Raw genomic sequence first — 22,049 nt, forward strand, 5'->3', positions numbered from 1 at the left:
CCCCTGCCGGGGCGCCGTCGGTGAACGCGCGACGTCGGCGGAGACCGGGCCTCAGCCCGGCTGGCTCGCGGCGGTCAGGAACTGCGTCGCGGCGAGCTCCGCGTAGAGCGGGTCGGCGGTCACGAGGTCGTGGTGGGTGCCGACCGCGCGCACCTTTCCGGCGTCCATGACGACGATGCGGTCGGCCATGGTGACGGTGGACAGCCGGTGCGCGACGACGAGGACGGTGGTGGTCTGGGCGACGTCGGCGACGGTGTCGCGCAGCGCGGCCTCGTTGACCGCGTCGAGCTGCGAGGTGGCCTCGTCCAGGAGCAGCAGCCGCGGGCGGCGCAGCAGGGCGCGGGCGATGGCGACGCGCTGGCGCTCGCCGCCCGACAGCTTGGTGCCGCGGTGGCCGACGAGGGTGTCGAGGCCCTTGGGCAGGCGGGCGGTCAGCTCGCTGAGGCGGGTGGTCTTGAGCACCCGCATGAGGTCGGCCTCGTCGGCGTCCGGGTTGCCGAGCAGCAGGTTGTCGCGGAGCGAGCCGGACAGCACGGGCGCGTCCTGCTCCACGTACCCGATGGCGGAACGCAGGCCCGGCAGGTCCCAGTCGGCGATGTCCCGGCCGTCCACGGTGATGCTGCCGGAGTCGGGGTCGTAGAACCGCTCGATGAGCGAGAAGACGGTGGTCTTGCCCGCGCCGGAGGGCCCGACGAAGGCGGTCATGCCGCGGGCGGGGACGGTGAACGTCACGCCGTGGTGGATGTGGGGCAGGTCGTCGGCGTAGCGGAAGCGGACGTCGTCGAAGGCGACGGCGGCCGGTGCGGCGCCGGGCTCGGGCAGCGGGGCGGGCTCCGCCGCCGGTTCCGCGGGCAGCCGCAGCGCTTCCTGGATGCGGGCGAGGGCGGCCGCGCCGGTCTGGTACTGCGTGACCGCGCCCACCACCTGCTGGATCGGGGAGAACAGGTAGAAGACGTAGAGCAGGAAGGCGACCAGGGTGCCCACGCCGATCGCGCCCGTCGCCACCCGGGCGCCGCCCACCGCGAGCACGGTGATGAAGGCGATCTGCATGCAGAGGCCCGCGGTGTTCCCGGCGGCGGCCGACCACTTGGCGGCCCGCACGCTCTGCCGCCAGGACTCGGTGGCGGCCTCGTGGACGGCCTGCTCCTCGCGGTGCTCGGCGCCCGAGGCCTTGATGGTGCGCAGCGCGCCGAGGACGCGTTCCAGCGAGGCACCCATCGCACCGACCGCGTCCTGCGCACGGCGGCTGGCCCGGTTGATCCGCGGCACGATCAGGCCGATGACCACGCCCGCCCCGAGGATCACGGCGAGGGTGACGCCGAGCAGGACCGGGTCGACCACGCCCATCATCACCAGGGTGGCGACGAGCGTGAGCCCGCCGGTGCCGAACCCGACCAGGGAGTCCGTCGTGACCTCGCGCAGCAGCGTCGTGTCGGAGGTGATCCGCGCCATCAGGTCGCCGGGCTCGGTGCGGTCCACCGCGCCGATGCGCAGCCGCAGCAGGTACGACGACAGGGTGTGCCGGGCGCCGAGCACCACCGACTCGGCGGTGCGCCGCAGCACGTACGAACCCAGCCCGCCGATGGCGGCGTTGCCCAGCACCAGCGCCGACATGCCGAGCAGCGCACCCAGCAGGGACTCGTGGTGGGAGAGGCGGTCGATCAGGGCGCGGGCCACCAGCGGCAGCGCGAGCCCGGTGGCACCGGTGACCAGCGCCAGCACGGCCCCGAGGAGCAGCATCCAGCGGTGCGGCCGAACGTATGCGAGCAACTGCCGCCACGGGGGAGAGTCGGGGAGAGAGGCGGGAACGGGCCCGGCGCTCACCGCGCGCCGCCGCGGGTGTGCGGGGCGCGGGGGTGGCGGTCGGGCAGTACGGGGGTCACGGCAGGTGCCTCCCAGGCGTGTCTCTTCGGGCATCCGAATGATAAGACGCCTGGCACCCGCCTCCCGCCTGAGTCCGGGGCGGCCCGGACCCAGGCGGGAGGCGGGTGCGGTCGTTCGAGGACGCCTTCGCGCGGCTGTGGTCGCGCAGCGGCGGCGGCCTCAGCCGCCCTCCGCCTCGCGGATCCGGTCTCCGAGGTCGGACGGGGTCAGGTCGGACCTGAGGAACTGGTCCGTCGTCGGCAGGCTGAGGTGCAGCTCGGAGCGCTCGCCGAGGGCGATCGTGCCCTGCTCGAACCGGAAGTCCAGGCAGTGGCCGCCGTGGTGGTGGGTGTCGTCGAGGAAGTGCAGGTGGTAGCCGGCGACCGAGATGCCCTGCTCGTAGTCGGGGGTGCGGTAGCCGGCCAGGGTGCCGTCCACGTCCGTGAAGACCGTCTCGGCCTGCCCCTCGGTGGCCTTGCCCAGCGACGGGTAGGGCTGCTCCTGCTTGCGCACGGTACGGGTGCGGACCTCGCCGAAGTGCCCGGTGATCCGGATCGCGTACATCAGGTTGGCGCTGCGCACCCTGCCGTCGACGAGCCGTGTCACCTCGTCGTGCGTCATGGGCGACGCCACCTCTTCGGTGTCCGTCGCCCCGAACCACGTCATGGCAGCGAACGGCGAGAGGTCGCTCTCGGAGGCGATCCGCACGGAACCGTCGGCGCGCAGGTGGTAGGGGACGCCGTTCAGGACGAGCATCTCGCCGTCGAGCTGGTTGAACGTGCCGAGCCCGAAGTCGCCGTGCTCCAGCAGTTCCCCCACGGACACGTCGCCGTCGTAGACGCCGTCGAGGAGGGCGCCCATGGTGGAGCTCTGGTAGACCTCCCGCGACCTCGCCGGGTCGTGCCGGGCGCCGTTGCCGCCCCTCTTGTGCGGCATGACCGTCCGCACGAACCTCATGAAGCGATCGCGCGTGGGCTCCTCGATGGCCATCACTCGCACCTCCGATCGGATCGGGATCGAGTCGCTGTCGGGTCGGGTCGCTGTCGGGCGGGACCGGTCTCGGTGTCGGGATCGGTCTCGGTGTCGGGATCGGTCGCGATCGAGTCGGGATCGGTCGCGATCCGGGCACCGCCGGGCAACCGCCCCCCGGGCGACACGCACCGGGTGCTACGGAGAGTGGCGCGGGCCTCACGGCATACGCCCGGTCGGGTGTCCAACTCCTCCATATGCTGCCTGAATCCGCATGGCTCGCAACCGGGGCCATATGGGTGCGCAGGGGAGGCTCCAGCTAACGGAACCTGGCCCTCCGGTAGCCTCCGGGGCCGGTTACCCTGTCATGGCCGCTGCACGTCCGACGCCGTGCGAGGCCGCCCGACGTGTTCGGGAGCCGGCCGCCCATCCGGCGACGCCCGGCCCGCCACCCAAGACACCCACCGCCCGCACCCACGGCTGAGGAGACCACGCGTGACGATGCTCGTGCTGTCCGTTCTGTTCGCCTTGGCCGCCGCCGGCAGCAACGCCCTCGGAACGGTGCTGCAACGCCGTGCGGTACTGGCCGTGCCGTCGTCGAACACGCTGCGCGTCGGACTGCTCCGGGATCTGTCCCACACCCCGATCTGGTTCGCCGGCATGCTCGGCGTCGTCGCCTCGGCGGCGCTCCAGGCCGTGGCGCTGGCCACCGGCCCCCTCGCGGTGGTCCAGCCCGTCTTCGTCCTGGAACTGCCGCTCGCCCTGGTGATCGGGGGCCTCGTCTTCCACGTCCGCCGCACGCGCAGGTCCTGGACGGCCGTGGGGTGCATCGTCCTCGGGCTTGCCGTGTGCCTCGGCTCGCTGGCCCCGAGCGGCGGGCACGAGCAGGTCCCGGGGCTCTCGTGGCCCCCGGTCCTGATCGCTGCGGGGACGCTCGGCACCGTGCTGACCGTGATCGGCACCCGGCTGCCCGTGGGGCCCGCCCGCGCCGCGAGCCTCGCCGCGGCGGCCGCGATCGGCAACGCGCTGGCGGCGGCCCTGATCAAGTCGTCCGTGGCGATCCTCGCGCACGACGGCATCACGGGGTTCCTGCTGGCCTGGCAGACGTACGGCTTCGCGGTGGTGGGCGGCGTCGCCCTGCTCATCCTGGAGACGGCGATGCAGGGCGGCCCGCTCATCGCCTCCCAGCCCGCGCTGACGCTCGGTGACGCGGCGGTCAGCGTCTGCCTGGGCGTGGTCCTCTACGGCGAGCATCCGCACACCGGCCTGCGGCTGATCCCGGCCGTGCTGGGCGCGGCGCTGCTGCTGTACGGCACCTTCGTGCTCTCGCACACCCGGTGCCTGGCGGACTGCCGGGGCCGCGGAGACGAGCAGGCGGCCGTGCGGCGGGATCCCGGCCGTCAGCACATCGGGGCCAGCCCCGCCGCGTGACCGCGATCTCGCCCGTCCCGCCCGTCCTGCCCGTCAGCGGCGGGACCCCACCGCGACCCTCGCGTTCTGCATCGTGGTGAGCTCGTGGACGAAGATGATCGCGGCGATGGCCGCGGTGAAGCCCGCGGCCTTCTGGAGGGCGGCCAGCGCCACCAGCGCGCGGGCGTCCGCGTAGCCCTCGCCGTTCTGCCACCACCGGCTCACGCCGAGGACCCCGGGCACGGCGTAGAGCAGCAGGAGCGCCCACCAGGTGTGGACCGTCCGCAGGCCGGCCCGCGGGTGCCCCCGGGCCGGCTGGGAGGCGAGCCAGATGTCCCGGGCGATCCGCTTCGGCAGGACGAGGTTTACCAGCGGGACGAGCCAGAGGACCACGGCCATGGCCGGCGGGTACCGGACGCGGCCGGGGGCGAGCACCTCGGCGTTCCGCCTGACCTGCCAGAACCAGACCAGCCAGACGACGAGCACTGCGAGGAACAGCAGGTCCATGAGGTTGAGGACCCGCTCGTCCAGCAGGTCCTGCCGCCCTGCAAGCTCGCCTCGGCGGGTGCCGTACAGGAGACCCCGCGCGCGCCATGTGCCGAGTTCGCCGAAGAGCTGGGCGTAGGCCGCCATGGCGTAGAGCGCGGTGGCGGCGAAGCCGGCGAGGAGCACGTACAGCAGGACGGCCGGGCGGCCGATGCGGCGGGCGCCGGTGGTGGCGCGACCGGACACCGGATGGGGTGGTGGCGACTGGGGTGACGGCGGGGAATGAGGTGACGGCGGCGACTGCGGTGATGCCGGCGTCCCCGGCCGGGGGACGTGGGCGGGGCCCGGTCGCGTTCCGCGCCGCCCGGACCGGGGAGCGGGGATGGACCCCGGTGGCGTTCCGGGCCCGGGAGCGGCGGCGGGTCCCGGCGGTGTTCCGGGCGGTGAGGCGGGTACGGCCGGTGCCGGTGCCGGTGTGCCCGCGACGGGACGCGTGGACGGCCGCGGGGGCGCCGGCGGTGGCACGGCGGGGGAGTGCCGGGGCGGCCGGGGCCCCGGGCCGGTGGCGGGGCGCGCCGGTACTGCCCCGGTGAGATGGCGGGTGGGGGCGGGCGCGGGGTGGCCGGCGACGGTCGGGGCGCCGGCGGCGCCCGGGCCGGCCGCTTCCGCCATGGCGACGGTCTCCGCGGTGGGCGCCGTGTCCGCGGTGCCGGCCGTCTCCGCCGCTCCGGCCGCGCTGCCCGCGGATGCCTTCCTGCCCGCGGGCGCCTCACTGTCCGTGGCGGGCGCGCCGTCAGCGGTGGCCTCGCCGTCAGGGGCGGCATCGCGGTCAGGGGCGGCATCGCGACCAGGGGTGCCCGCGGCGGCTGGGGCGGCCGCACGAGCTGGGTCGCCCGCACTGGCCGGGTCCGCCGTGCCGCCCCCACCGGCCCCGCCCGCCGGGCCCTCGTGGTCCAGCAGTGCCACGGCGTGCCGGCCGAGCTGTGCCAGCACCCGCGCCGGCAGCCACTCACCGCGCGGCTCCGCGCCCGCCGCCGTGCGTGCCAGCAACTCGGCGACGGTGGGGCGGTCGTCCGGCTCCTTGCGGAGGCAGTCGCCGATCAGCTCGGACAGCGGCCCGTCCGGTACGCCGTCGAGGGCCGCCTCCGCCTCCACGATCCGGAACATCAGCGCGTGCCCGCCGCTGTCCTCCGTGCCGAACGGCAGCCTGGCGGTGGCCGCGTAGGCCAGGACGGAGCCGAGGCTGAAGACGTCGCTGGCCGCCGTCAGCCGCTCGCCGCGTACCTGCTCGGGCGACATGAAGGCGGGCGAGCCCATGAGGGCGCCGGTGCGGGTCAGCCCGGCGGCGGCCGCCGCGTCGAGGGCGCGGGCGATGCCGAAGTCGATGACGCGGGGGCCGTCGATGGTGATCAGGACGTTGGACGGCTTCAGGTCGCGGTGCACGAGGCCGGTCTCGTGGATGTCGCGCAGCGCGTGCGCCAGCCCGGCGGAGAGCGTGGTCAGCGACCGCGTCGGCAGGGGGCCGAAGTCCCGGGCCACCACATGGTGGAGCGTGGGACCGGCGATGTATCCGGTGGCGACCCAGGGCGTCGCCGCGGCGGTGTCGGCGTCGAGCACCGCCGCCGTCCACACCCCGCCCACCCGGCGCGCGGCGGCGATCTCCTGGGCGAAGCGGTGCCGGAAGGCGGGCTCGCGGGCGAGGACGGGCTGGATGGTCTTGACGGCGACGGTCCGCCCGCGCGAGGAGCGGGCCAGGTAGACCCGGCCCATCCCGCCCTCGCCGAGCCGTCCCAGCAGCCGGTAGGCGCCCATCGACTCCGGATCGTCCGGCCCAAGCGGCTCCATTGCGCTGGTCTCTCTCCCGGGTGCGCGGCCTTGTCGCAGCGAAGGATACGACTCGCCGCGCCGCGCGGTCGGCTCCCCGCCGCCTCCGCGGGCCCCCGGGCCCCGGCTCCCCTCTACCGGTCACCGGCCCCCGGCCGGTCACTCGGCGCGCAGATACCCCGAGTTCGCCACCTGGCCGAGGAACCTCAGCCGGGTGTCCGTGGCCATGTGCTTCTCGAAGGCCTCCTTGATGCCGGGCCACTTCTTGTGCCCGAAGTCGTCGAGCACGACGATGCCGCCGGGCGCGATGATCTGCTCGGCCCACTCCAGGTCCGCCGCGACACCGGGCGCGGAGTGGTCGCCGTCGACGATGATCACTCCGTACGAGCGGTCGGAGACCAGGGCGCGCACCTCGGGGTCCTCGGAGAAGCCCTGCTGGACACGGGCCGCCGTGCCGGCCGCGCCCGCCAGGGCCAGGTTGGTGCGGACCGCCGGTCCGCGCACGGGCGTGCCCGTCGGGTCGGCCCCCTCCGTGGTGCCCGGCTGCAACTGGAGGCCCGCGAGCGGGTCGACGATCGTGAGGTGCGGGTCGCGCCCCGCGCGCTCCATCATCCGGATGAGAGCGGCGCCGAACAGCCCGTAGAGGGTGCCGATCTCCAGGATCTCGTCGTTCGGCGGATCGAGCAGCGGTACGGCGGAGAGCTTGCCGCAGATGTTCATCGTGCCGCCTGCGATCCGGCCGACCCCCAGCGCCTCCATGGCGATCAGCAGCCGGAACGACTGGGCGACGTTGCGCTCCGCGGCCGCCCGGTCGCCCGAGATCCGCGCCAGTTCCCCGACGAGGCGGTCGAGATGGACCTGCGCCGGAAGCCGTGAAACTCCCCGGCCCGTTCCGTCGAAGAGCAATTCGACGGGGCGCTGTCTGTTTCTCAGCTTGTCCAGTTCGCGGACCCGGCGCTCTATACGCTGATCGATGAGATCCGCGACCGGGCGCAGGACGCTCCGGGCGACCCTGCTGGTGAGTATGGTTCGCATGGCTCTGTGACCCTCACAGGTATTAGGGGCGGTGGTAAAAGGTGTGGGGGGGTGCAGATGACCACGTCGGACGGACCGGCGGGACTCCGTCCGGGCTCCGTCCAGGGTCCGGGCACGGGGGAGTCCCCGGCTCCCCCACGCCTGACGGCCCGCCGGCTACCTCTGGTGGACCCGGCCGGTGACCGGGCCGCCGAAGAGCAGGTCCGGGGCTGTGCCCTTCCCGGCCGCCCGCGCGAAGGGCACCCAGGGCACGGCCCCGCCCGCGGCGGCACGGGGGGCGGTGGCGGCGGTGTTCCTGGACGCTTGCATGCAGAAGAAACCCTTCGCGGAATTCGGTGCGGAGACTTCCGTCGGAAATGCACACGGGTTATCCGCTCACCGACCGCATTGCCGCCGGTGAGAGAGCGGACTGAGTCCACAGATGTCCTCTGCGGACGGTGTTGTTATCCGTTGCCTCCGATCACACGCTTAGACACCGCACCCCGGGCGGTGGTTGTACGGAAAACCAAACCGGTTCTCGCAACGGCAACCGCTTTTCCCGCCGTTTACCCCTGATATACCCGCAAGGGGGCTGGGCTCTCCCGGGTGACGGCACGTGGGCGGACGTGCACCCGACGTCGAAGCGGATGCGGGCGGCCGGGCGGAGCCATGGCCCGCACTTCATCTCGTCTCTGAGTGCGATCCTGTATCAAGTGTTCGAAACAGCCCTCTTCCGTCCTCTTCTGTCCTCTTCCATATCAGTCAATGACAGGGCGGGCGTTAGCCATCGTCCGCCGCGTTCCTGGTGCGCGGGCGATGGCTCTCCCACACTCGGAGAGTGCGCCTGATCTGTTCCGTGACGGGCGGATCTGGGTGCATGTCGGAGTGACTCCATCCAGAAGGGGTGTGGTACGCGAACGGCCGAGACGTGGGTCCTGGCGTTCGACGCGTCCTGTTGCCAGTGCCGGAAGGTGGCGGAGAGGATCGCGCGGTCCGGAGGCGACCGGCTCGACGTCAAGCCCTTGACGCAACCGGAGGTCGTCGCCTGGCGCGGCAAGGCGCTCGGTGACGACGCTCCGTTCGTCCCGACGCTCATCAAGGTGGCCACGGGCCGGAGCGGCGAGAAGGTCCGGGCCTGGACCGGCCCCGTGATGACGGTACGGCTGGCCCTGCGGCTGGGGCCACGCGCCACGGTCCGCGCGCTGGCGGCGCTCGGCGAACTGCGCGGAGCGGGCGGCGCCGCGGGGCAGGCTTCGAGCGGAGGGGAGAAGGAGTCCGCGGGGCGCGGCCGGGTGATCGGGCGGGCGCAGTTCCTGCGGCTGACCGGTGGGCTGGCGCTGGCAGCGGGCGTGATGGGCGCCAGGCCCGCCTCCGCCGCCGAGGCCCGGCCGCTCACCGAGGCCCAGCGCTGGGTGCGGGCGAACAAGGACAACCTGCTCCGGACGCGGGCGTCCGCCAGGAACAGGAGGTCCTGCGGACGGCGGCCATCGACGCCTTCGGCAAGGAGGAGGCGCGGGCCCTGATCGCCACCCTCGGCCCGGAGCCCACCAGTGCCGACGGTGCCGCCGCCGCCGAGAGGATCGAACTCCCCTGGACGGACCGGTACTTCGCCCAACTCGGCCTCGTACTCGGCGCCGGCTACCGCTCCGACGCCGTCCTCACCGAGGGCGGCACGCCTTCCGACCCGCCCGACGGAGGCACGGACTACGTCCCCACCGCGGACCCCGGCCGCTGGATGCCCCACCTCTGGCTCGGGCCCGACCGCTCCACGCTCGACACCGTCGGCGAGTGGTTCACCCTGGTCACCCCGGACCCCGCCCCCTGGGAACGCCAGGCCACCGCACCAGGCCCGCCGGTGCACGTCGAACCCCTCCCCGAGGAGCACCTCGACCTCTGCGGCCTGGGCCCGCACGGCGCCCTACTGGTCCGCCCGGACGGCCACATCGCCGCCCGCTGGCCGGACGGGCCGCCGGATGACCGGGTACTGCGGCAGGCACTCAGCGCCGTCAACCGGCCGGGATCCGGCTGACGGGACCGCCCCCGTGGATGTCGCGGGCGGCGCGGTCCCGCCGGGGGCCGGCGATCGTCGTCGAGCGTGGAGCCCCGGCGGGCTCGGCCGCATCGCCGCCCGCCGGGGCCGCCCGCCGGGCCCGGTGTCCCGCCCGGCGGGGGTTCAGCCGTGGGGGATCAGCCGCAGCGGATGTCCCCGGTGCTGAGGCGGTAGGTCACCCCGCCGCGGACCAGCGAGCCGCCCAGGTGGATGCACTGGCCTGTCGCGTCGAACCACGTGTAGAGCGGGCCGGCGTAGTAGTGGTAGTTCGCCGGGTGCTCCTGGGGCGGGTCGGCGGCGTAGTCGCTGTCCTCCGAGTAGAGGTACAGCGTGATGTGGGACGCCAGGCCGTCGTAGGGGCTGGACCAGAACTTCGCGCAGTTCCGCTTGGTCGAGCTGTCCCAGTAGGTGCGCGCGTAGCCGCCGCCGTTCGCGCCGGAAGGGCTCTTCGCCCAGTACGTCTTGCCGTCCCAGCTGCCGGCGCAGTCGGTGGCAGCTGCGGCGGCAGCCGTCTTCGCCGGTGCCGCCTGCGCGGTGGGGGAGGCGATCAGGCCGAACAGCAGGGCCATGACGCCGAGAGCCAGCAGTCGCGTTCTCCGTAAACGTTTCATCCGCACTCCTGTGGTGAGATGCCGTCAACCCGGTACGGGACCGGAGTACTCGGCATGCTGCTCCGAGCGCCGGGGCGGCGCCCGGCGTTCTCGCACATCTCACCCGGACGTGGTCGGTCCCCTTCGACACCGCCGCCGGCGGGGCGGCCCACGTCCTGCCCGAACGGCGCCGCCTCCGCCGGGAGGTGTTCCGGCGGAGGCGGGCCGTGGCCGGGCCGCGGTCGGGGGTGCCCGACCGGGGCCCGGCGGCGTCAGGGAGTGTGCGGGCGCTTGCCCGGCTCCTGGCGCGGCATCTGCTGGTCGGCCGGCGGGATGGTCGGCTTCGGCAGCTCCTTGACCTCGTACTGGGCGAGGTCGTACTGCGCCGTGGTCCCCGGCAGCACCGGGGCCGGCTTCGCGGCCTCGTGGAAGCGGAACGCGGAGGTCAGGTCGCCGACCGTACGGCGCCGCCAGTCGCTGATGTTGGGCTCCTTCACGCCCGTGACCGCCTCCAGGAAGCGGAGCTGGGAGGTGTGGTCGGCCACTTCGGAGCTGACCCAGCCGCCTACCGTCCACGGGGAGACGATGATGCACGGCACCCGGAAGCCCAGGCCGACGGGGAGCCCGGCCCCGTCCACACCCGTCACCGACGTCTTCGTGACGATCTCGTCCGGCGTGCCGGCCGGCGGGGTCGGCGGGACGACGTGGTCGAAGAGGCCGTCGTTCTCGTCGTACGAGAGGATGAAGGCGGTCTTCGCCCACACCTCGGGGTTGGCCGCGATGGCGTCGACGATGGAGGCCACGAAGGTGGCGCCGGCCGCCGGCAGGTTCGCGGGGTGCTCGTTCATGCTGCTCGGCGGGCAGATCCAGCTCACGGTGGGCAGGCGGTCGTTCATCGCGTCGTACTGGAACTGCCCGACCGGCGAGGACGCCATCGTCCGCTTGTACAGCTCCGAGTCCGGCGTCAGCGACATGTACTGCTTCATGTGCTGGATCAGCGCCACACCGGTGACGCTGCCCTCTTCGTGGTAGAACTTGAAATCCACGCCCGCCTGGAGCAGCCGCTCGGGGTACGTGGTCCAGGAGTAGGTGCCCGTCGGGGCGTTGTTGTCCAGGGCGGGGCCGCCGGCCAGGCCGCCCGGGTCGATCGTGCCGGTCATCCACATGTAGCGGTTCGGGTGCGTGGGGCCCATCACGCTGCAGTGGTAGTGGTCGAGCACGGTGAAGTTCTCGGCGAGGGCGAACTGGAACGGGATGTCCTCACGGGTGTAGTGCCCCATGGTGTAGACACCGTCGCCGTCACCGTCGGCCGCGCGGTGGGCGGGCAGCCAGTTGTCCATCCTGCCGCCGTTCCACGCCGCGTGCTGCACCTTCCACGCGTGGCTCATGGAGGGGATCGCCTGCGCGTTGGTCGTCTTCGTCTCCAGGTGGTACGGGAGCATGTACCCCTGGGCGCCCGCGGGGTCGGGCTGCTTGAAGACGGAGTCGCCGGTCGGCAGCTTCGCGGCCATGGGGTCGCTGAAGCCGCGCACCCCTGAGAGGGTGCCGAAATAGTGGTCGAAGGAGCGGTTCTCCTGCATCAGCAGGACGACGTGCTCGATGTCGGAGAGCTTGCCGCGGCGTACCGGGCCCGCGGCGACCGCGTTGCGGATGTTGGCCGGCAGCGCGGAGTCGACGGCGGCGATGCCGGCGACGGTGGCCGCGGAGCCGAGGAGTCTGCGCCGGGTCAGCTTCGCCTTGGGGTCCCGCGTCTGAGGAGTGTCCATCAGGGTCCTTTCCGGATTGGCCGGAAGCCAACGTGGGGGGCGCTGGAACACCCTCACCGGGGCAAGCGCTCGTCGGACCGTTTCGGGGTGGCCCCCGACGGAACTCCCGCTGAACGTATCGACCGGATGTCCCCACCGGGTCCCATGTGCGGGTGTGCCGCGTCCGGGTGTGCCGCGTCCCGGCCCATGTGCGGGCTCCCACGTCCGGGTGTCCCCGCGTCCGGATGTCCCCGCCTCCGTGGGGGAGGAGCGGAGTCCCGGTCGTCCGTGCCCGCCGGCGTCACAGGCCCCGGCGATCACCTGCATCTCGCGTCAACCTGCGCGTCACGGGCCGCGGGTACGGTTCCCCGGCGCCCGCGGGCACCGGTGTGGGCCACGCCGGTGTGAACCGGAGCCCCGTCTCCCACGTCCTGCGATGTAGGGCATCCGGGATGTGATGCCTCATCAAATTGGGCAAATCACAGGGTAGTTGGGCAACGGCCCGGAGAGCCGGGGCAGACCTGATCCTATGGCCGGAAGGACCGAAATGACCGATGCAAGCAAGACGGTTGACCTGGTGCTGGAGGGTGGTGGCGTCAAGGGCACGTCGCTGCTCGGAGCGGTGCTGGCGCTGTACGACGCCGGATACACCTTCGCCCGCATAGCGGGCACCAGCGCGGGTGCGATCGTGGGCGCGCTGGTCGCCTCGTACCAGAAGGCCGGCCGGGACCTGCACGAGCTCGAGGACATCATGAACGGCCTCCAGTACCACGAGTTCGCGGAGGGCTCGCTGCTGGAGCGGATACCCGTGCTCGGCGACGGCATCAACGTGCTGCTGCACGAGGGCGCGCACGACGGCAACTACCTCAAGGAGTGGCTGGGGCCGATCCTTGAGGGGGTGGGCGTGAAGACCTTCGCCGACCTGCGCCAGGACGACGCGGACTCGTCGCTGCCGCAGGACAAGCGGTACTCCCTGGTCGTGCACGCGAGCGACCTGAGCAGGGGAACCCTCGTCAGGATGCCCTGGGACTACGACCAGTACGGGCTCAAGGGCGACGAGCAGCTCGTGGTCGACGCGGTACGCGCGTCCATGTCGGTCCCGGGGTACTTCCGGCCGGTCACCGTTGCCTCGAACTCCGGATCGGTGACGTGGGTCGACGGCGGGCTGCTGTCCAACTTCCCGATCACCGCCTTCGACCGCACGGACGGAAAGCCCGAGCGGTGGCCCACCTGGGGCATCAAGCTGTCCAGCAAGCCGGACACCGAGCACGACGAGCCGATCACCTCCGCGGCCCGCCTGCTGATCCGTCTGCTGGGCACCCTGACGTCCGAGTGGAACCGCTACGCGCTGGACGACGAGGGAGTCAACCGGCGGACGGTGTTCGTCGACACGATGGGCATCAGCTCGCTCGACTTCGGCATATCCGACGAGAACAAGAAGAAGCTGTTCGCCAGCGGGCAGACCGCGGCCCGGAAGTTCCTCGAACTCCAGAAGCCGAACCGCTAGGTCGTGTCCGGCGGATCTTCGTGGATCAGCCTGCGGCGTCTGGTGCCGTGCATCGCAAGGCGGAGGATCGTCCTCGTACGGGGCGTACTCGGATGACTCCGACAACGCGGCGAGGTGCGGTACTGGGGGCACTCCCCCACTGCCTGAAGGGCGTGGGAGGTACCCCCACCCACGCCCTTGAGGCAGTGGGGGAGTCGCGGGCCCACGAAGATCCGCCGGACACGACCTAGGCGGCCGAATGCGCACGCCTGGCGGCCGAGAGCGCACCTCTGGCGGCCGGTAACGCACCTCCGGCGGCCGGTAACGCACCCCGGCGCCCGGTAGCGCTTCCCGGTACCCCGTAGCGCTCCACCGTCCCGGTTGAGAGGGTGGACGTTCGCCCGAAGTGACCGGAGCGCTGCCGGCCTCCCGCATCCGCACGTGTCACCGGCGGCGGCGGGCCGGGCACCGGCGGCGCAGGGGCGCGGGCCTCCCGGACCGGGAGTCTCCCGGGCCGGGGCCTCCTGGACCGCGGGCCTGCCGACCGTGGGCCTCCCGGACGGACAGACGGACGGCCGGCCGGGAGGCGGCAGGCTCACCGAATCCTGTGCTCGTCCCAGAAGGCGGTCAGATCCTTGTCCGTCACCGCCTGAGCGGCCTTCTTGAAGTCGGCGGTGGTGGAGACGCCGTACCAGTGGTCGTGGGCGTACTGCTTCAGAAGGCGCGCCATGGTGCCGGACCCGAGGGTGGTCTCCAGGTCGGCCAGGGCACAGGGACCGGCCGTGTAGAGAAGGTGGTACTCGTTGCCGTGCGCGGACCAGTACGCCATGGAGTTGGTCAGCGCCGTGTCCTCGCTCGGGAAGACGGCGGTATCCGACCAGCAGTTTTTCATGTCCATGCCGTAGAAGAGCTCGTTGGCGTACTGCGCGAAGCTCTCGTCCAGCCAGGGCGCGCCGTACTCGTCGTTGCCGACGATGCCGTACCACCACTGGTGGGCCACCTCGTGGGCGACAGCACCGCCGTCCTCCGCGGTGCCGAGGAGAACCAGGCCCGGGTACTCCATGCCGCCGCCGAACCCGCTGGTCATCACGAGGTCGATCTCGCCGTACGGATAGCGGCCGAACTCCTCGCCGAACCGGTCGACGGCGGCGACGCCGTTCTCGCGGTTCAGGCGCATGCCCGCGGCAGGCGTGTCGGGTGCCCAGTACGACTTCACGCGCACCCCCGAGGGCGACGTGTCCGTCGCCGTGCGGAACGGGCCGGCGGCCCAGGCGAAGTCACGTACCCGGTGCGCGACGCTCGACGTGATGACGCGTCCGGCGCCACCGGGGCGGGTCGACGTGCGGCCCGTCGCGGGGACCTCCAGGGCGGCGGGGTGGTCGATGCGCACCCGGAAGTCGCTCGCGAGGGTGTAGAAGCTCTCACCGGTCGACACGTACGGGTCGAGGTGCCAGCCCTTCCCGTCGTGCACGGCGAGCACCGGCAGCGCGTTGCCCAGGAATCGGGACGCTCCGTCGCGGCCGAAGCGGGCGTTCCGCTCGGGCACGGTGATGGACACGTCGAACGCGATCGACGTGCGCCGGCCGTGTGCGAGCGGCTTCGGCAGGGTGATGGCCAGCGCCGTGCAGTCCACGGTGAGGGGGCCGGCGGTGCCGCCCCGCACACCCGACACCTTCACGGGCGAGGGCGCGTCCGGCGTGCCGCACCTGTCCTCGCCGTTGCCCCAGAGCCGCAGGTACACCTCTCGGAGTGGCTGGTCGGAGGCGTTGCGCAGCGACACGCTCTGCCGGCCCGTCCAGTGGGAGCCGTCGGTGTCGGCGCGCAGACTCACGTCGTAGCGGGCGCCGTCGGGTGTCGCGCCGTCGGGTGTCGCGGTGGCCGGAGTCGCGGTGCCGGGCGTCGCCGTGCCGGCGGCTCCCCTCCCCGCGACCGGTGGTGCCGCGAAGGTGCCGGACACCGCGGCGCCCTGGGCCATGAGCCACACGAGCAGCACGACGAGCAGCCGGCGGGCTGTTGTTGACGATCGGGTGGATAACGGTGACATGGCAGCGGATGATGCCACACGTCCATCGGAAGCGGACAGGGCTTGGACGCACCGGTGGGCACGTCCCACCCGGGGTGGCAGGGGTGGCAGGGGTGGCCAGGGCGGCCGGGGTTCAGGGGAGCCTGTGCGCGCCGATGACGGTCAGGAGCCGCGGATCAGCCGAGCGCGGCGCGGAGCCTGCCCACGGCACCGGCAGGGAAGGGGTGCGGCCAGCCCGCGATCGAGCCGTCCGGCCCCGCGGCCGCCCCGACCGCCTCGAAGCCGCGCAGGAACGCACCGGCGAACGTGCGGCGCGGCGCCACATACCCGGCCACCGCCTCGCCGCGCATCGGCATCCAGTTGGGCGCGGTGATCCAGGAGCGGATCGCCACCGCGTGCACCACCAGGGCCAGGTGGTCGGCCGGGGCCCAGCCGAAGTCCAGGAAGACCCCGCCCGGTTCGTCGCCCCAGAGCACCGCCCGCAGGGACGGTCCGGACGCCGGGCGGGCGAGCGTGGCGACGGCCTCCGCCAACTCCGCGAACGGGTCGTTGACGCCGGGCGTGCGGAACGCGTGCCGATGCGCTCCCAGACGGAGTATGAGGTCGCACCAGGCCCCGCTGAAGTGGAAATCCACGTCCTCGCTCGTGTCCCCGTCCACCCCTTGACGCTACTGGGCCCGCCTCACCCGTGGGAAGCACGGGAGACCTGCGAAAGCGGTGCCGAACAGCGGCAAGACCTACGCCGGAAAGAGCTCCGGCAGCAGCCGGTGGGCGTCGGCGCGGGCCGGTGCGACCGCCTCGGCGGGTGCCGACGACGCCGGCCAGCGCAGCGTCACGCCGATGTCCGCCCAACCGCCGACGGCGGCAAGGAACTTGTCCAGCGCGGGGTTGGAGAGCCCGCGCGCCTGCAACGGCGCGATGTGCAGGGCGAAGAACTCCGCGATGCGGCGCTCCACGTCTGCGGCCGCGGCCGGGTCCGTCCTCATCAGCCGGTACCAGGCGACGGCTCCGCGGGGCGACAGGGCCGCGACGTTCGAGTAGCTGCCGTGCGCGCCGCGGGCCAGCCCGGACGCCAGCAGGTGGCCGGGCACGAAGACCGACAGCCGGGGCGCCGCCTCGGCCATCGCCGCGTACCACGCGTCGTCGCCGCCGGCCACCTTGACGCCGATGAGCCCCGGGACCTCGCGGGCCACCCGCCCGAGGAGCGCCGGCCGCACCGCGGTCTTGGCGTGCGGCGGGTTGTAGAGCACCAGCGGCACGTCGCCGGCTGCCTCGGCCGCGCCGGCCACGAACCGTACGACCTCGTCGTCGTTGAGCGGGACCCAGTCCGGCAGGATCACCTGGAGGGCGCCCGGCCGCAGCCTGGCCGCGCGCCGGATGCGGCCGAGCATCACCGGCGCGGCCGGGTGCGAGGCGCCGATCTGGTACGGCAGCCCGGCCGCCTCGCAGCGCCCCGCCAGCACCGTGTTCACCCGGTCGAACCCGGCCTCGTCGAGGGTGTGGAACTCGCCCGCGGTGCCGTGGGCGTAGACGCCGTCGACGCCGCTGGCCAGCAGCGCGTCGAGCTGGCCGTCCAGCCGGTCCCAGGCGATGGCGTCCCGGCCCTCGACGGGGAGCAGGAGCGTCGCCCACACGCCGGTGACCTCGTCCGCCGGCAGTGGCTTCATCGTCGCTCCCTCAGGACGGGCCGGGTCGGGCAGGGTCGGCAGCCTGCCCGCGGTGGATCACGCTGTCAATCCCCGGACCAGCACCGTCCCCCACGGACCGCCGTGGGCCGCCACGGACCGCCGGGGCACGGCGGACGGCAGCGGCCAGGGGCTCACCCCTTCACCGCGCCCACCAGGACCCCCTTGGCGAAGTGCCTCTGGAGGAAGGGGTAGACGACCAGGATCGGCACGATGCTGATGACGAGGATCGCCATCTGGAGCGACTGCTGCGGAGGGAGCACCGCCTCCGTGCTGCCTATCTCCGAGCCGCCCACCACGTAGGTGCGCAGCACCAGTTGCAGGGGCCACTTGGCGGTGTCGCTGATGTAGAGCAGCGCGGTGAAGAAGCTGTTCCAGTAGGAGACGGCGTAGAACAGCCCCGTGACGGCGAGCACCGCCTTGGACAGCGGCAGCACCAGCCGTACGAGTGTCTGCACCTCGCTCGCCCCGTCGAGCCTCGCCGAGTCCAGCAGCTCGGCCGGCAGGTCCATGAAGAACGCGCGGACGACGATGACGTTGAAGCCGTTGACGACCACCGGGAGGATCAGCGACCAGTACGAGTCGAACAGGCCGAGCTGCTTGACCATCAGGTAGCTGGGGATGATGCCGGGGCTGAAGAGCAGCGTGAAGAGCACGGCGAGGAGCATGGGCTTCGCGCCGAAGCTGCCCGGCCTCGACAGCGCGTACGCCAGCAGCGCGGTGCACGAGAGCGACAGCAGGGTGCCCACGACGGTGATCCCGGCCGAGACCAGCAGCGCCTGGGTGACCGTCGCGCCGGACAGGATCGTCCGGTACGCCTGAAGCGTGGGGTGGTCCGGCCACAGGACGAATCCGCCCGCCCGGTTGACCTGGTCCGGTGAGGCGAGGCTGGTGGAGACGACGGCGAGGAACGGCAGGACGACCAGGGCGCAGGCGGCGAGGACGACGACGCCCTTGGCGCCGCGCGCGACCGGGTGCGGGGTGGCGGTGGCGCTCATGACTGGTAGACCCCTCGCTCTCCGAAGATGTGGGCGACCTTGTTGGCGCCGAGCACCAGGCCCACCCCGACGAGGCCCTTGACCAGCCCCACCGCCGCGGCCACCCCCCAGGAGCCGCCGAGGACGCCCTGGTTGTAGACGTAGGTGTCGAGGACCTCGGAGTGGTCGAGGCCGACGGCCTGCTGCTGGAGGATGATCTGCTCGAAGCCGACGGTGAGGGAGTCGCCGAGGCGCAGGATGAGCAGCAGCACGATGACACCCCGGATGCCCGGCAGGGTGACGTGCCACGTCTGCCTGGCCCGGCTCGCACCGTCCACCGCCGCCGCCTCGTAGAGCTGGGCGTCGATGCGGGACAGGGCCGCGAGGAAGAGGATCATCGCCCACCCCGAGTCCTTCCAGACCACCTGGGAGGTGATGAGGACCGCGAAGAAGTCCGGGTTGCCGATGATGTCGAGCGTCGAGTGGCCGTGGTCCCGCAGCCAGTCGTTGAGCATCCCGCCGTTGCCGAGCATGTTCTGGAAGAGCGCGACGACGATCACCCAGGACATGAAGTGCGGCAGGTAGAGGACGCTCTGCGCCAGCCGCTTGACGTGCTCCGACAGCAGGCTGTTGAGGAGCAGCGCGAGCGCGATGGGGATCGGGAAGACCAGGACGATCTGGATGAACGAGATCAGCAGCGTGTTGCGCAGGGCATTGAGGAAGGCCGGGTCCCCGGCGAACAGGATCCGGAAGTTGTCCAGGCCGCTCCACGGGGAGCCCGTGATACCGAGGAACGGCTGGTAGGCCTGGAAGGCGGTGACGTTGCCGAGCAGCGGTACGTAGTGGAAGAGGACGATGGCCGCCATGCCCGGCACCGCGAGGAGGAGCAGGAATCTGTCGCGGCGCAGCCGGGCCAGGCGGGTGGTGGGCCGGCGCTGCCGGGCGGGTGCGGGCTCCGTCTTTGGCAGGCGGGTTCTCAGGGCGAGGCTCATGGGGCACTCCCGGTGTGGCGGGGCGGGGCGACGGTGCCGGTCAGGTTGTGGGTGCAGGGCAGCAGGACCTGACGCTCGTGGTCGCCGGCCGGGTCCCCGAGGAGCTGGACGAGCAGGCGCACGGCGCGCCGGCCCATGCCGTTGCGGGGCACGTGGAGGCAGGCCCACGGGTGGGATTCGGTGGGGCCGCCGGGGCTGTCCACGAGGAGGACGACGGACAGGTCGTCCGGGATGCCGAGGCCGCGGACGCCGGTCATCACGGCGAGGACCCGCACCAGGTTGACGGATTCCACGAGTACCGCGGTCGCGCCGTCGGCGAGCGCCGCGTCGAGCCACTGGGCGGTGAGCTGCTCGGGCGTGGTGAAGGCGGGCTCGGGGACGGCGAGGCCGAAGCGGGTGAGGGCCCCGGCGAAGCCCTCCCACCGGTCGGTCTGCGTCTCGCGGCGCCTCGCCTCGCCGAGGTAGGCGAAGCGTCGGTGGCCCTGGGCGACCAGGTCGCCGACGATGCGTGCGGTGGCGCCGCGGTAGTCGCCGCCGACGTAGGCGATGTCCATGCCGGGGACCTCGCGGCGGCCGATGAAGACGAACGGGTAGCCGTCGTTCTCCAGGCGGGCGAGCTCGTCGGGCCCGGCGTGGTGGCCGAGGAGTACCGAACCCGCCGCGTGCCGCAGGGCGTTGACGCCGTCCGCGTCGTAGATGCGGCGGATGCCGTCCTCGGTCTGGGTGGCGGTGAAGAGCACCAGGTTGCACGACTCGGCGACGGCCTGCTCCTCGATGCCGCGCAGGAACTCGAAGTAGTAGTCGCCGGTGTTCGTCGGGAAGACCGGCTCGAAGGTGTGCACGCCCAGCAGCAGGCCCTGGGTGGAGGCACGGGAGGACGGCTTGGCCGTCTGGGCGGTGTACCGCAGCTTCCGCGCGGCCTCGATGACCCGGCGGCGGGTCTCGCCGGAGATCCGCTGGGCCTCGGTGGCACCGCCGAGCACCATGGACACCGTCGACTGGGAGACGCCGGCCTCGCGTGCCACATCGGCCTGGCGCGGTCCGCGTGCCTGGGGAGATGCCACAGTCCGTCCTTACGTGGGGTTGCTGGTCTTCACTGGCTGGCCGCCGAATGTAGCGGCGGCCAGGTCAGCACCGCACCGCCCGTGGTCAGATCGCGCCGCAGGGTGGCGTACGGCACGTCCTGGACGGCCGACCTGGCGTCGCAGGCGAGCGCGGCGGCGGCGCCCGCGGCCTCGCCGAGCATCATGAAGACCGGCTCCATGCGCACGGACGAGAACGCCACGTGGGACGCCGAGATGGCGGCGGCGACCAGGAGGTTCCGGCACTCGGACGCGCGCGGGACGATCGACCGGTAGGAGATCCCGAACGGCGCGGTGACGCTCTGCTGGACGTTGCCCTCGTTGCGCGGGGAGCCGTCGACGAGGACGCGCTTCACGTTGTGCGAGTCCATGACGTACGAGGCGAGGGCGACCGGGTCGGGGACGGAGGTGCGCGCCTCGCCGTCCGCCTGGGTGATGACGTGCTCGGCGACCATGCGGCGGCCCTCGCGGACGTAGAGCTGCGGCGGCCAGTGGGCGGTGTCCGCGAACTCCCGGGGCGACAGGCCGTAGGCCCGGGTCGCGGAGCGCACCTCGGCGGGCAGCCGGGGGTCGTTGGCGAGGAAGTACAGCAGCCCGGCCTGGTAGCGCACGTGGTCCTGGAAGATCTCCTCGCGCCGCGCCGGACCGGCCTTCGGCCATTCGTGGTTGGCGCCGATGTGGTCGGAGGAGAAGGCGCCGTGGTTGTTCATGTCGAAGACGTCGCCGTGCTCGCCCGACTCCACCAGGCAGGTGCGGCCGAAGAGCTCGTAGACACCGGCGTCGACGTACCTGCGGAGCAGTTCGTAGCGCCCCGGGTCGTAGCCGTCCGGCTCGGGGAAGGGCACCCGGTCGTCGGCCGTGGTGACGCAGAGGCGGAAGTTGTAGGCCTGGATGCTCCGGTCGCCCTCGCCGGTGTCCCCGTGGCCGCCGTCGGAGATGCCGGGCAGCAGCCCGCTTCCGGGATCGCCCGGCACCACGTACGGATCGACCCGCCGCTCGAACTGGTGGTTCGTGCTGGCCTGGACGCCGGCCAGGGACTCGCCGTACGCGGTGGCCGGCTCCCGGCCGAGCGTGTGGCCGACCCCGGCCGCCGCCATCAGGTCGCCCTCGTAGGTGGCGTCCACGAAGCAGCGGGCGCGGTGGACCGTGCCGTCGTCCGTGCGCAGCTCCTCGATCCTGCCGTCCCGCAGGGACACCGCGTCGAGGTGGCGCCCGCGGTGCACGGTGACACCGGCCTCGGACACCCAGCGCTCGTAGATCCCCTCGGCGACGCCCGGTTCGAAGTTCCAGCGGGGCGCGGGCGATCCGTAGTGCCGGGCCACCTCGTCGTAGAAGGAACGGGACAGGCCGCCGACGGTCGCCGGATGCCCGGTGTCGGTGAAGCCGAGTCCGCAGGAGCTCATGCCGCCCAGCCGCTCGCCGGGCGCGACCAGGGCGACGTCGAGGCCGGCGCGGGCGGCGCGGACCGCCGCGGCGACGCCGCCCGACGTGCCGCCGTACACGAGGACATCGCAGTCCACAGGCACCCCCGCGGACGCCGCCGGCTCCGGCTGCCGCCAGTAGCGCAGCCCCGCGAGCGCTTCGCCGTGCGCCATGTTTCCCCTCCCGATGGGCTGTTGGTGTAGGGCATTCATAGCATCGACGAAACTCGTACGTCCATAACTGATATTGCTAATACCGAGAAATGGAAAGCCCTGTCACGCCCCTTGACTTGGCGCCGGAATCCGCCGCTAACCTCACCGGCAACCGGCTGCGCCGGAAGCGCACCTCGGCAATCGTATTAGTAATAAGCGGTGCGTCAGTATCAGCGCTGCGCCAGCGACTTGCACATCCTCCTCATCGAGAAGGAGTTT

General features: G+C 72.6%; 18 protein-coding genes. 4 read left to right on the plus strand and 14 right to left on the minus strand.

Annotated features, from left to right (window positions below; genetic code table 11):
* Nucleotides 1-51 precede the first annotated feature (51 nt).
* A complete protein-coding gene (locus Sm713_RS12590; protein ID WP_249416577.1) occupies nucleotides 52-1,740 on the minus strand; it encodes an ABC transporter ATP-binding protein in 1,689 nt (562 codons plus the stop codon).
* 303 nt (nucleotides 1,741-2,043) lie between these two features.
* Nucleotides 2,044-2,853, minus strand: coding sequence for an acetolactate decarboxylase (gene budA, locus Sm713_RS12595; protein ID WP_212909721.1), 810 nt, complete (start codon nucleotides 2,851-2,853; stop codon nucleotides 2,044-2,046).
* Nucleotides 2,854-3,333: 480 nt separating this feature from the next.
* On the opposite strand from budA, the gene Sm713_RS12600 reads away from it, so the two are divergent.
* Nucleotides 3,334-4,263 carry a DMT family transporter gene (locus tag Sm713_RS12600; RefSeq protein WP_212911966.1) on the plus strand — a complete coding sequence of 310 codons (930 nt, stop codon included), beginning with the start codon at nucleotides 3,334-3,336 and terminating at the stop codon, nucleotides 4,261-4,263.
* A 33-nt stretch (nucleotides 4,264-4,296) separates the two neighbouring features.
* On the opposite strand, the gene Sm713_RS12605 is transcribed toward Sm713_RS12600, so the two are convergent.
* The 3 genes from Sm713_RS12605 to Sm713_RS12615 all read right to left on the minus strand — a co-directional run bounded on the left by Sm713_RS12605 (nucleotide 4,297) and on the right by Sm713_RS12615 (nucleotide 7,896).
* Nucleotides 4,297-6,573 carry a DUF4328 domain-containing protein gene (locus tag Sm713_RS12605; protein ID WP_212909722.1) on the minus strand — a complete coding sequence of 759 codons (2,277 nt, stop codon included), beginning with the start codon at nucleotides 6,571-6,573 and terminating at the stop codon, nucleotides 4,297-4,299.
* A 138-nt stretch (nucleotides 6,574-6,711) separates the two neighbouring features.
* Nucleotides 6,712-7,587 carry a class I SAM-dependent methyltransferase gene (locus Sm713_RS12610; protein WP_212909723.1) on the minus strand — a complete coding sequence of 292 codons (876 nt, stop codon included), beginning with the start codon at nucleotides 7,585-7,587 and terminating at the stop codon, nucleotides 6,712-6,714.
* Nucleotides 7,588-7,743: 156 nt separating this feature from the next.
* Nucleotides 7,744-7,896: a hypothetical protein gene (locus Sm713_RS12615; protein WP_212909724.1), complete on the minus strand. Its 153-nt coding sequence runs from the start codon at nucleotides 7,894-7,896 to the stop codon at nucleotides 7,744-7,746.
* 641 nt (nucleotides 7,897-8,537) lie between these two features.
* Between Sm713_RS12615 and Sm713_RS12620 the strand changes: the two genes are divergently transcribed.
* Entirely contained in the window at nucleotides 8,538-9,089 is a 552-nt protein-coding gene (locus tag Sm713_RS12620; RefSeq protein WP_212909725.1) for a hypothetical protein, read from the plus strand.
* A 212-nt stretch (nucleotides 9,090-9,301) separates the two neighbouring features.
* Nucleotides 9,302-9,595 carry a hypothetical protein gene (locus tag Sm713_RS12625; protein WP_212909726.1) on the plus strand — a complete coding sequence of 98 codons (294 nt, stop codon included), beginning with the start codon at nucleotides 9,302-9,304 and terminating at the stop codon, nucleotides 9,593-9,595.
* Nucleotides 9,596-9,753: 158 nt separating this feature from the next.
* On the opposite strand, the gene Sm713_RS12630 is transcribed toward Sm713_RS12625, so the two are convergent.
* Both Sm713_RS12630 and Sm713_RS12635 read right to left on the minus strand, forming a co-directional pair.
* Nucleotides 9,754-10,227, minus strand: coding sequence for a hypothetical protein (locus Sm713_RS12630; RefSeq protein ID WP_249416256.1), 474 nt, complete (start codon nucleotides 10,225-10,227; stop codon nucleotides 9,754-9,756).
* 251 nt (nucleotides 10,228-10,478) lie between these two features.
* Nucleotides 10,479-11,972: an alkaline phosphatase family protein gene (locus tag Sm713_RS12635; RefSeq protein WP_212909727.1), complete on the minus strand. Its 1,494-nt coding sequence runs from the start codon at nucleotides 11,970-11,972 to the stop codon at nucleotides 10,479-10,481.
* A gap of 526 nt (nucleotides 11,973-12,498) precedes the next feature.
* Here Sm713_RS12635 and Sm713_RS12640 point away from each other — a divergent pair.
* Entirely contained in the window at nucleotides 12,499-13,458 is a 960-nt protein-coding gene (locus Sm713_RS12640; RefSeq protein WP_212909728.1) for a patatin-like phospholipase family protein, read from the plus strand.
* A gap of 574 nt (nucleotides 13,459-14,032) precedes the next feature.
* Here Sm713_RS12640 and Sm713_RS12645 read toward each other — a convergent pair.
* The 7 genes from Sm713_RS12645 to Sm713_RS12675 form a co-directional block, all read right to left on the minus strand.
* On the minus strand, nucleotides 14,033-15,481 hold the full coding sequence (locus tag Sm713_RS12645) for a M1 family metallopeptidase (protein WP_212909729.1): 1,449 nt from the start codon (nucleotides 15,479-15,481) through the stop codon (nucleotides 14,033-14,035).
* A 155-nt stretch (nucleotides 15,482-15,636) separates the two neighbouring features.
* Entirely contained in the window at nucleotides 15,637-16,119 is a 483-nt protein-coding gene (locus Sm713_RS12650) for a hypothetical protein (protein ID WP_212909730.1), read from the minus strand.
* 78 nt (nucleotides 16,120-16,197) lie between these two features.
* Nucleotides 16,198-17,127 carry a dihydrodipicolinate synthase family protein gene (locus tag Sm713_RS12655; RefSeq protein ID WP_212909731.1) on the minus strand — a complete coding sequence of 310 codons (930 nt, stop codon included), beginning with the start codon at nucleotides 17,125-17,127 and terminating at the stop codon, nucleotides 16,198-16,200.
* 152 nt (nucleotides 17,128-17,279) lie between these two features.
* Nucleotides 17,280-18,143 carry a carbohydrate ABC transporter permease gene (locus Sm713_RS12660; protein WP_212909732.1) on the minus strand — a complete coding sequence of 288 codons (864 nt, stop codon included), beginning with the start codon at nucleotides 18,141-18,143 and terminating at the stop codon, nucleotides 17,280-17,282.
* On the minus strand, nucleotides 18,140-19,114 hold the full coding sequence (locus tag Sm713_RS12665) for an ABC transporter permease subunit (RefSeq protein ID WP_212909733.1): 975 nt from the start codon (nucleotides 19,112-19,114) through the stop codon (nucleotides 18,140-18,142). Before Sm713_RS12665 ends, Sm713_RS12660 begins: the two co-directional genes overlap by 4 nt.
* Nucleotides 19,111-20,178 (minus strand): LacI family DNA-binding transcriptional regulator, encoded by a 1,068-nt coding sequence (locus tag Sm713_RS12670; protein ID WP_212909734.1) that lies wholly within the window; start codon nucleotides 20,176-20,178, stop codon nucleotides 19,111-19,113. The genes Sm713_RS12665 and Sm713_RS12670 overlap by 4 nt, the downstream gene beginning before the upstream one ends.
* 29 nt (nucleotides 20,179-20,207) lie before the next feature.
* Entirely contained in the window at nucleotides 20,208-21,791 is a 1,584-nt protein-coding gene (locus tag Sm713_RS12675; protein WP_212909735.1) for an FAD-dependent oxidoreductase, read from the minus strand.
* Nucleotides 21,792-22,049 lie beyond the last annotated feature (258 nt).

The sequence above is a fragment of the Streptomyces sp. TS71-3 genome, from assembly GCF_018327685.1.
Taxonomy (GTDB): domain Bacteria; phylum Actinomycetota; class Actinomycetes; order Streptomycetales; family Streptomycetaceae; genus Streptomyces.